Origin of the sequence: Ideonella azotifigens, assembly GCF_006519715.1 — a bacterium.
In the GTDB taxonomy this organism is placed as follows: Bacteria; Pseudomonadota; Gammaproteobacteria; order Burkholderiales; family Burkholderiaceae_C; genus Ideonella; species Ideonella azotifigens.
On record NZ_VIDT01000196.1, the window covers coordinates 1 to 8,458 of the forward strand.

General features: G+C 67.6%; 13 protein-coding genes. 6 read left to right on the forward strand and 7 right to left on the reverse strand.

Features of this window, described 5'->3' with window-relative positions; translation table 11 throughout:
* From FKP22_RS13615 to FKP22_RS13630, 4 genes are all read right to left on the reverse strand, one after another.
* A partial coding sequence (locus FKP22_RS13615) for a Rossmann-fold NAD(P)-binding domain-containing protein (protein WP_510606713.1) occupies positions 1–364 on the reverse strand: 364 nt, incomplete at its 3' end.
* A 17-nt stretch (positions 365–381) separates the two neighbouring features.
* Entirely contained in the window at positions 382–1,146 is a 765-nt protein-coding gene (locus FKP22_RS13620; protein WP_141288025.1) for an SDR family oxidoreductase, read from the reverse strand.
* A 36-nt stretch (positions 1,147–1,182) separates the two neighbouring features.
* The gene (locus tag FKP22_RS13625; protein WP_141288026.1) at positions 1,183–2,088 is read right to left on the reverse strand and encodes a helix-turn-helix transcriptional regulator; all 906 of its coding nucleotides are present in this window, start codon (positions 2,086–2,088) and stop codon (positions 1,183–1,185) included.
* 5 nt (positions 2,089–2,093) lie between these two features.
* On the reverse strand, positions 2,094–2,798 hold the full coding sequence (locus FKP22_RS13630; protein ID WP_231013102.1) for a fumarylacetoacetate hydrolase family protein: 705 nt from the start codon (positions 2,796–2,798) through the stop codon (positions 2,094–2,096).
* A 211-nt stretch (positions 2,799–3,009) separates the two neighbouring features.
* Between FKP22_RS13630 and FKP22_RS13635 the strand changes: the two genes are divergently transcribed.
* Positions 3,010–3,588: a hypothetical protein gene (locus tag FKP22_RS13635; RefSeq protein WP_141288027.1), complete on the forward strand. Its 579-nt coding sequence runs from the start codon at positions 3,010–3,012 to the stop codon at positions 3,586–3,588.
* Here FKP22_RS13635 and FKP22_RS13640 read toward each other — a convergent pair.
* Both FKP22_RS13640 and FKP22_RS13645 read right to left on the reverse strand, forming a co-directional pair.
* Positions 3,585–4,448 (reverse strand): transglutaminase-like domain-containing protein, encoded by an 864-nt coding sequence (locus tag FKP22_RS13640; RefSeq protein WP_141288028.1) that lies wholly within the window; start codon positions 4,446–4,448, stop codon positions 3,585–3,587. The two genes, FKP22_RS13635 and FKP22_RS13640, sit on opposite strands and share 4 nt — an antisense overlap.
* Complete coding sequence (locus FKP22_RS13645) at positions 4,445–4,645, reverse strand: hypothetical protein (protein WP_141288029.1); 201 nt, start codon at positions 4,643–4,645, stop codon at positions 4,445–4,447. The genes FKP22_RS13640 and FKP22_RS13645 overlap by 4 nt, the downstream gene beginning before the upstream one ends.
* A 240-nt stretch (positions 4,646–4,885) precedes the next feature.
* Between FKP22_RS13645 and FKP22_RS13650 the strand changes: the two genes are divergently transcribed.
* The 4 genes from FKP22_RS13650 (at position 4,886) to FKP22_RS13665 (ending at position 7,235) form a co-directional block, all read left to right on the forward strand.
* Positions 4,886–5,404, forward strand: a complete 519-nt coding sequence (locus tag FKP22_RS13650) for an SRPBCC family protein (protein ID WP_141288030.1) — start codon at positions 4,886–4,888, stop codon at positions 5,402–5,404.
* A gap of 58 nt (positions 5,405–5,462) precedes the next feature.
* Positions 5,463–6,173, forward strand: coding sequence for an alpha/beta fold hydrolase (locus FKP22_RS13655; RefSeq protein ID WP_141288031.1), 711 nt, complete (start codon positions 5,463–5,465; stop codon positions 6,171–6,173).
* Between the two features lie 109 nt (positions 6,174–6,282).
* Positions 6,283–6,726 carry a GNAT family N-acetyltransferase gene (locus FKP22_RS13660; RefSeq protein ID WP_141288032.1) on the forward strand — a complete coding sequence of 148 codons (444 nt, stop codon included), beginning with the start codon at positions 6,283–6,285 and terminating at the stop codon, positions 6,724–6,726.
* Positions 6,723–7,235, forward strand: a complete 513-nt coding sequence (locus FKP22_RS13665) for a class IV adenylate cyclase (protein ID WP_141288033.1) — start codon at positions 6,723–6,725, stop codon at positions 7,233–7,235. Before FKP22_RS13660 ends, FKP22_RS13665 begins: the two co-directional genes overlap by 4 nt.
* Before the next feature lie 14 nt (positions 7,236–7,249).
* Here FKP22_RS13665 and FKP22_RS13670 read toward each other — a convergent pair whose 3' ends face one another.
* Positions 7,250–7,918, reverse strand: coding sequence for a nitroreductase (locus FKP22_RS13670; RefSeq protein ID WP_141288034.1), 669 nt, complete (start codon positions 7,916–7,918; stop codon positions 7,250–7,252).
* Between the two features lie 152 nt (positions 7,919–8,070).
* Here FKP22_RS13670 and FKP22_RS13675 point away from each other — a divergent pair.
* Positions 8,071–8,458, forward strand: a 388-nt coding sequence (locus FKP22_RS13675; protein ID WP_141288035.1) for a hotdog family protein, incomplete at its 3' end; no start/stop codon positions are given.

An 8,458-nucleotide genomic window follows, 5' to 3' on the forward strand; every position in this document is an offset into this window, starting at 1 on the left:
CCGTGCAGATGTCGCGGCAGGTGGCGATCAGCAGGCCAATGGCCAGGTCCGCGACGTCTTCGGTCAGCGCGCCCAGCGTGGCCGCCACCGGCAGGCCGCGCGCACGGGCGTAGGCGAGATCCACCGCATCGGTGCCCACGCCGTTGACCGCGACGATCTGCAGCGCCGGCAGCTGTTCCATCATTGCCTTGCTGATGCCGGTGTGGCCACCGGTGATGACGCCGCGCATCTTCGCGCCGTGTTCGCGCAGGTAGGCGTCCGGGGCCGCCTGCTCGTAGAGCCGGTGCACCGTGTACAGCGCGTTCAGCTGGTCGTTGATGACCGGGACCAGGATGGGATTGAGCTGGAGGATGTCGGGTTTCATGACCGTGCTTCCTTCGCTCAGCCGCGGCCGACAAACGGCATGTGGCTGGCCATCACCGTCATGTTCAGCACATTGGCCGACAGCGGCAGGCCGGCGATGTAGCGCACGGCGTCTGCCACGTACCTGACGTCCACCATGGGCTCGGCGGCGATGCTGCCGTTGGCCTGGCGCACGCCCTTGGTCATGCGGGCCGACAGCTCGGTCAGCGCGTTGCCGATGTCGACCTGGCTGCAGACGATGTTGAACTCGCGGCCGTCCAGCGCCAGGCCCTTGGTGAGGCCCAGTACCGCGTGTTTGCTGGCCGTGTAGGGGCAGCTGAGGGGGCGCGGCGTGTGCGCCGAGATCGAGCCGTTGTTGATGATGCGGCCGCCCTGCGGCAGCTGCCGGCGCATCAGGCCAAAGGCGGCGCGGGCGCAGAGGTAGACGCCGGTCACGTTGGTGTCGATCACGTTCTGCCAGGCCTCCAGCGGCAGTTCGTCCACCGTCACCGCAGGCGCATTGACGCCGGCGTTGTTGAACAGCACGTCAAGCCGGCCGAAACTGGTCTCGATGGCCTTGAACAGCGCGGTGACGCTGGCCGCGTCGCGCACGTCGGTCGGCACGGCCAGCGCCTGTTGGCCTTGCTGCCTGGCGGCCTCGGCGATTTCGAGCAGCGGCTCGGCACGCCGGCCGGCCAGCACGACGGCAAAGCCGTCTTCGAGCAACGCCAGCGCAACGGCGCGGCCGATGCCGCTGCCAGCGCCGGTGACGAGGGCAACTTTTGGGGGCGAGGGATGGGTCATGCGTGACTCCTTGGTTTTGGGTTTTGGGGCGGTGTCTCAACCGCCCTGGTGCTGCCGCCTGAAGCTGCTCGGCGACTGGTCGTAGGCCTTCTTGAAGCGGCGCGAGAAATAGGCTTCGTCCGAGAAGCCGCAGTGCTCGGCGATCTGGCTGATCGAGCTGGAGGTGTTGATCAGGTGGGTGCGGGCCAGGCGCATGCGGCGGTCCAGCACCAGGTCGGTGAAGGTGCTGCCGGTTTCCTTGCGCAGCAGGTGGGTGAGGTAGTTGGGCGTGAGGAAGGCGGCAGCGGCGGCGTCTTTCAGCGACAGCGCCGGGTTGCCGATCTGCTCGCGCATGTACTTGGTGACGCGCTCCAGTGCGTCGCGCCGGCCGCGCTTCTCGGCCTTGTCTGCCGCCAGCGCGAGCAGCTGGTTCTGGTACAGGTTGCAGATGCGGCCAATGAGCGCCAGCAGGTGGCCCTTGAGGATCAGTGCGGAGCCGACCTGGCGTGTCGCGCCGATGGCGCGCATCTTCGCGACCAGGGTTTCCAGCTCGGCGAAATCGCTGCTGTCCAGCGTGAAGTCCAGGTGCTCCTGGAAGCGGAACGGGGCCAGCTCGGGGGCCTCTGCCAGCGGGATGTCTTCCAGGTCCAGCGGATCGCAGCGGATGTGCTGCACGAAAAATTCCTGGGTGAAGTTGATGACGACGAAGTCGGCATCCGCCGGGTGCGGAATGAGGTGCAGCCGGTGCGGCAGGATGAAGGCCACGGTGTGGCGCGGGAACGGGCGGATCGCGCCGCCGATGTGGTGCACCGTGTCGCCGCCGCGGTTGATCTGGATCTGGAAATAGTCGTGCCGGTGCGGCGTGGTGGTGGCTGGCCGCTCGTCCCGGTCGCGGATGTAGAAGTCCGGGCTGTCGCTGCGCTGCTGCATGGCAAGCGTCGGCACGATGGCGAGTTTGGCCATGGCGTTCACCGTGGGGCGATGGTCACGCTGAATGCGGCCACGCCTTCGATGCCGGCTTCGATCACGTCCCCCGGCAGCAGCGCGGCCACGCCGGCCGGCGTGCCGGTGAAGACCAGGTCGCCGGGCTGCAGCGTCACCGAGCGGGACAGGAAGCTGATCAGCTCGTGCACCGGCCAGATCAGCTCGGCCAGGTCGGCATGCTGCCGCTGGTCGCCGTTCACCGCGAGCCACACGGTGCCGCTTGTCGGATGGCCGCTGATGGGCGCCGGTACCAGTGGGCTGCAGGGCGCGGAAGCATCGAAGGCCTTGGCGCCTTCCCATGGTCGGCCCGCCTGCTTGGCTTCCAGCTGCAGGTCCCGTCGCGTCAGGTCCAGGCCGGCGGCGTAGCCCCACACGTGGTCCAGCGCTGCCTCCGGCGGCACATTCACGCCGGCCTTGCCGATGGCGACCACCAGCTCGATCTCATGGCAGAAATCTTCGCTGAGCGGGGGATAGGCGATGAGGCCCTGGGCTGGCACCACGGTGTCGGCCGGCTTCATGAAGAAGAACGGCGCTTCGCGTGGGGTGCCGGCCAGCGTGGCGCTGCCCGGCCATGGGTAGTTCCGGCCAATGCAGAACACCCGCCGGATCGGGAACCGGTCGGTGCTGTTGGCGATGGCCAGCGTCGGTGCTGGCACCGTCGGCAGGGCAGGAATGGGCGGGTTCTTCACGCAGCGGTCCTCAGGCAAAAGGCTTGAGGAAGCATAGGCAAGCGTATCGCCGCGGACTTGGACAGGACTGCGGTTCTTACGGACGGAACAACGCGCGCAAGGGCTTGATCAGGGGCAACCCTGAGGGCCGTGCGACCCACCGCGGCAGTGCGCCCGCCGCGGCTTTCAGGCCGGGCGTGTTACAACGAAGCCAAGCTGAATCCTGATCGCCATGCACTCTCCTTTTGGTATCGGCAACCTGCCGCTGGTCGAGCTGCTGCGCAGCGTGGACGACACCCCCTGGCACGGCTTCCTGGTGGCCGACAGCGACGATTTCGTCGTGCTGCACCAGGTCAGCAGCCGGCTTGACCTGGACGGCTATATCGCCTTCCGGCGCGAGGACGTGCAGACCATTGCCACTGACTTTTCTCGCCTGGACATGCTGCAGCGGGCGCTGGCGCTGAAGGAGCAGTACCCCAAGCCGCTGCGGCAGCTGGCACTGGGCTCGATGCGCGAGCTGCTGGCGTCGGCCGAAGCGATGTTCGGCGTTGTGGTGCTGACCGAGGAACTGGTGGATCCGGATGCGGTGGAGGTCGGCGCGCTGCGCATGAGCACCGAGGAGGCCTACGCGCTGCGCCGGCTCAGTCCCGAAGCCGAATGGGAGCTGGGTGGCCGCAGCTACCGCTACCGCGATCTCACGCGGGTCGAGTTTGGCACTGCCTACGAGCAGACGCTGCTGGCCGTGGCGCAGCAGCGCGAGCAGGAAGCCGCGCAGGCGGCGGCCAGCAGGCCGGAGGGCCTGGGCGGCTAGCCGTCTGTCGACAGCGCGCGGCCGCAGTGGAAGGGCTGGCGCAGCCGCCCGTCGGCCCCGGCAATGGCCTGGATGTCGATCACTGGGGCATGCGTCTTGACGCTGCCGAAAATGGTTGCAAACGCGGTGTCTGCGGCATCCCGGCCGATGCCAAAGCGCATGAAGCCCATCGGGATGGCAGTGCCCGAAGGGTCGAACATGTACCAGCGGTCGCCGAGGTAGACCTCGACGTAGGCGTGGAAATCGGTCGGGCCAAGGGCAGGGTCGGCACCGTAGTCGATGCCGGTGGCGAAGCGGGCCGGGATGTTGATCGCGCGGCACAGCGCGATCATCAGGTGCGCAAAGTCGCGGCACACGCCGGTCTGGTCCAGCAGCGTGTCCAGCGCCGAGGTTTGCGAGGTGCTGGTGTTGGAGGCGAAGGTGGTGCGCTCGCGCACCCAGTCGCAAATGCTTTGCACCCGGCTGTAGCCCTGCCAGCGGCTGCCGAACTCGCGCATGGCGAGCTGGTGCAGCCGGTCGGAAGGGCAGTAGCGGCTGGGGTAGATGTAGACCAGCGCCTCGGGCGGCAGCTTGGCCACCGGCACTTCCGGAATCAGTTCGGGCGAGCCGATGAAGTGGTGCACGTCCAGCGTGGCCCGGTAGTTGACCTGCAGCTGGCCGGGTGGGGCGCTGAAGCGCAGCAGGCGGTTGCCGCTGCTGGGCTCGTTCTCCACGCGGTAGGCCACCGGCTGGCTCAGCGTGAGCTGCTCGTCCAGCACATGCTGGCGGGCGGTTTGCGCGGCGTGGATGTTGAAGACGAAGTCGCTGCCGGTGGCGGAGACTTCGTAGTCGAGCTGGATGGCAATCTGCAGCCGGATCATGCGACCCTCGCTGCAGCGCGCAGCTGCTTGCAGATGTTCTGGCCGGTTTCGGTGAGCTTGAGCGTGCCGCCAGCCCATTCCATCCAGAACGCGGCCACGTAGGCCTCAATCAGCGATTCGCTCACCAGGTCGGCCCGGCGGCGGTGCAGCGCATCCACCGTGGCCAGCAAGGCGTTGCGCAAGGGGTCGATGCGCACTGGCGCAGGCTGGGATGAGCGTGTAGAGGGCTTCAATGAGCTTCCTGGTTGGCACACCGTAACACCGAATTGGCGATGCCCGCACGCCAGCAAGGGGCAACCCCCAAGGTTGTTTGCGCGGCGCCACAACCAGCCTGCCGCAGGCACCTGGCCGGCGCGGGGTGGATGCCGGAGCCGAGGTGACTGGATGGCGGCCCGCAAGCTCGCTGCCGCCAGCGAGGTCGCAGTAGCATCTCTGCCATGAAGTCCGAACCCGCCACCCCGCCTGCGGTCGCGCTGCCCGCCATCGGCCAGCATGGCCGCGACATGCTCAGCCACCGGCTGCTGGATGCGCCGCCCGAGCGGGTGTTCCGGGCCTTTGCGGACCCCACGCAACTCGCGCAGTGGTGGGGCCCGGCAGGCTTTCGCAACACCTTCGCCGAGTTCGACTTCCGGCCCGGCGGCCGCTGGCGCTTCGTGATGCACGCGCCGGACGGCAGCGACTTCCCGAACGAAAGCGTGTTTGCCCAGGTCGTCGCCCCCGAACTCATCGTGTTCGACCACCTCTCCGGCCACCACTTCGAAATGACGCTTCGCCTGGAGCCGGTCGGCACGCAACAGACCAGGGTGCACTGGCAGCAGCGTTTCGACACCGAGGCCGAATGCGACCGCATCGCCGCCTTTGTCGTGGTGGCCAACGAGCAGAACCTGGACCGCCTGGCCGCGGTACTGGCGGGACTGGCGCTTGACACGTCGGCAACGCCTGTTCACGCCGCGTGATGAGCGCGAGCGCGCCTAACCGCCCGATGCGCCTGGTGGTGCCGGCGGAGGACGCCGGTTGATTACGCTGGTCGTGCTGCCTGGGCTGGACGGCACCGGGATCTTGCTTGAACCGTTCCTGGCTGCATTGCCCGCAACTTGCGAAGCGTTGGTGATACGTTATCCCACGACCTTGCCTGCCGGCTACGAAGCACTGGTCGACCGCGTGCGCGCGCAACTTCCCCGGGACCGGCCGTACGTGCTGTTGGGCGAATCGTTTTCGGGGCCGGTGGCGTTGCTGCTGGCGGCGGAGCGTCCGCCAATGTTGCGTGGTGTCGTGCTGTCCTGCACTTTCGCGTGCAATCCGCATCCCTGGGCCTCAGGCCTGCGAAGCGTCATGCGCTGGCTGCCGATGCGCGCTGTGCCTTCGGCCTGGCTGGGGCGGCTTTTGATGGGACGCTGGACCAGCCCCGCGCTGCAGCAAGCCCTGGCCGAAGCGCTGGCTTCTGTCTCGGTGGAAGCGCTGCGTGCGCGGCTGAAAGCCGTGCTGGCCGTTGATGCCGGCAGCGCTTTGCAGCAGGTGGCTGTGCCGATGCTGTATTTGCAGGCCACGCAGGATTGGGTGGTTCCTGCCGCGGCCGGCCAACGCGTTCGCCAGTTGAAGGCAGATCTGCAGTGGGCGTCGTTCAACGCGCCGCACTTCCTGCTTCAGACACATTCCCGCCAAGCTGCTGAGGCCATTTGCAGTTTTGCCGCAGCGCTGATGGTGGATCCCATGCCTGAGGCATGACTGCTGTCCAGGTGCGTGGCAAAGTGCGCGGCGGCAACTTGATCGACAGGGAGCAAGACGATGGGCATGGCAAGACTTCTTACAGCAGTTGTGCGGCCAGGGTGACCACATGGCATTCACCCTGCGCCAAGCCATCCGCACCGATCTGCCTGGCATCTGGTCCGTCCGCTACGCCGTCACCGAAAACACCCCGACCCCCGGCCGCATCTCGGACGAGGAGGTCATCGAGGCCATCGAGCAGACCGGCCGCGGCTGGGTGGTGGAGCAGCAAGGCGGCATCGTCGCCTTCGCGATCGGCAATGTGCAGACCGGCAATATCTGGGCGCTGTTCGTGCACCCGAACGCGCAGGGCCTTGGCCATGGCGGACGTTTGCACGACGAGATGCTGGCCTGGCTGCGGTCGGTGAAGTTGCCCTTGCTGTGGCTGACCACCGGCGTGACAACCAGGGCCTGCGGGTTTTACGAACGCAAAGGTTGGCGAAAGGTGGGGGAGCCCGAGGGTGGCGAGTTCAGGTATGAGATGAATCTCGAACCCGAGGCTGCAGAGAGATGAACCGCAACATCGAAATCAAGGCCCGCATCGCCAGCGTCGAGGCGCTGTTGCCGCTCGCCGCGTCAGTCGCCGACGAAGGGCCGACGCTGATCCAGCAGGACGACAGCTTCTTCGCGTGCGCCCAAGGCCGGCTGAAGCTTCGCCAGTTCGCAGACGGCCGCGGCGAGTTGATCTTCTACCAGCGGGCGGACAGCGCAGGCCCGAAGACCAGCTTCTACCAACGCTCACCAACCGAATCGCCGGACAGCCTGCGCGAGGTGTTGACGCTGGCGCATGGCGTCGTCGGCCGGGTGCAGAAGCAGCGCACCTTGTTCATCGCCGGCCGCACGCGCATCCACCTGGACCGCGTGGCAGGGCTGGGCGATTTTCTGGAACTCGAAGTCGTGCTGGCGCCCGAAGAATCTGAGGCCGACGGCGTGGCCGAGGCGCATGCGTTGATGGCGAAACTGGGCGTGGTGCCGGGCCAACTGATGCAGGGCGCCTACCTGGACTTGCTGGCAGGCCGGTGATTGCGGACCGGCGATCAGATCCCCTCGAAACTCACCACCTCTTCCAGCGGCGCACGCTGCGCCACCAGCGAGTTCACCGGGTGCGCCGGGTTGGCGTAGCCGATGGCCATGCCGGTGAAGAGCATGCGTTCGGCCGGGATTCCGAGGAACTCGCGCAGCGTCTGTGGGTAGTTCGCCCAGGACTCCTGCGGGCAACTGTCCAGGCCCTCGGCGCGCAGCAGCAGCATGATGGACTGCAGCAGCATCCCGGCGTCGGACCACTGCGGCGGGCCGTGGCGCTTGTCCAGTGTGCAGAACAGGGCCAGCGGGGCGCCGAAGAATTCGTAGTTGCGGGCGAACCAGCGGCGGCGGGCCGGCTTGTCCTCGCGGGGCACGCCCATCGTGGCGTACATGTCCTCGCCAATCTGGAAGCGCCGGTCGCGGTAGGGCGAGAGCAGTTCGCGCGGGTAGACGTCGTACTCGGCTTCCTCTGCGGTGCCGGCGGCCAGGCGCTCGCGCATCAGTGCCTTCAGCGCGTCCAGCCGCTCGCCGCCCACCACGTGCAGGTACCAGGGTTGCAGGTTGCCGCCGGAAGGCGCGCGCAGGGCCTGCGTCAGCACCCGGCGGATGGTCTCGCCCGGCACTGGGGTGGGCAGGAAATCGCGCACCGAGCGGCGCGAGGCAATGGCTTCTTGGACTTGCATCGGGACATCCTGAAAGAGGGCCTCAACAGAGGCGTGCATGTTGGCAGATGCCGGGACCGCCTGCCGGCCCGGGCTCGCATTTCCCCGGATTGGCCTGCGGGGCGGCCGGCGCCTCTAAGATGCCTCTTTGCACCGCGAGCCTGCTGTCACCGATGAGACACCCCGCCTGGCGACTTGACCCTGCCGCCTATGCCTGGCACACCACGCTGCAGCCGCGCCATGCAGACGTGGACACGCTGGGCCACCTGAACAACAGCGCCGTGATCGGCCTGCACATCGAGGCGCGCCAGCAGTGGCAGATGGCACTGTTCGGCGCGCAGAGCTGGCGCCGAGAAGCGCCGATGTTGCGGCCCTCCGAGCTCGTCACCCACTTCATCGAGGAAGGCCATTACCCGGAGCCGCTGCAAGCCGGCCTGAGGCTGCTGGCGGTGGACGGCGAGTGCTGGCGCCTGGCCAGCGGGCTGTTCCAGGCCGGGCGCTGCATCGGCCTGCAGGACATCGAGATGCGCGCCTGGCAGCAGGGCGAGACCTGCGCGCTGC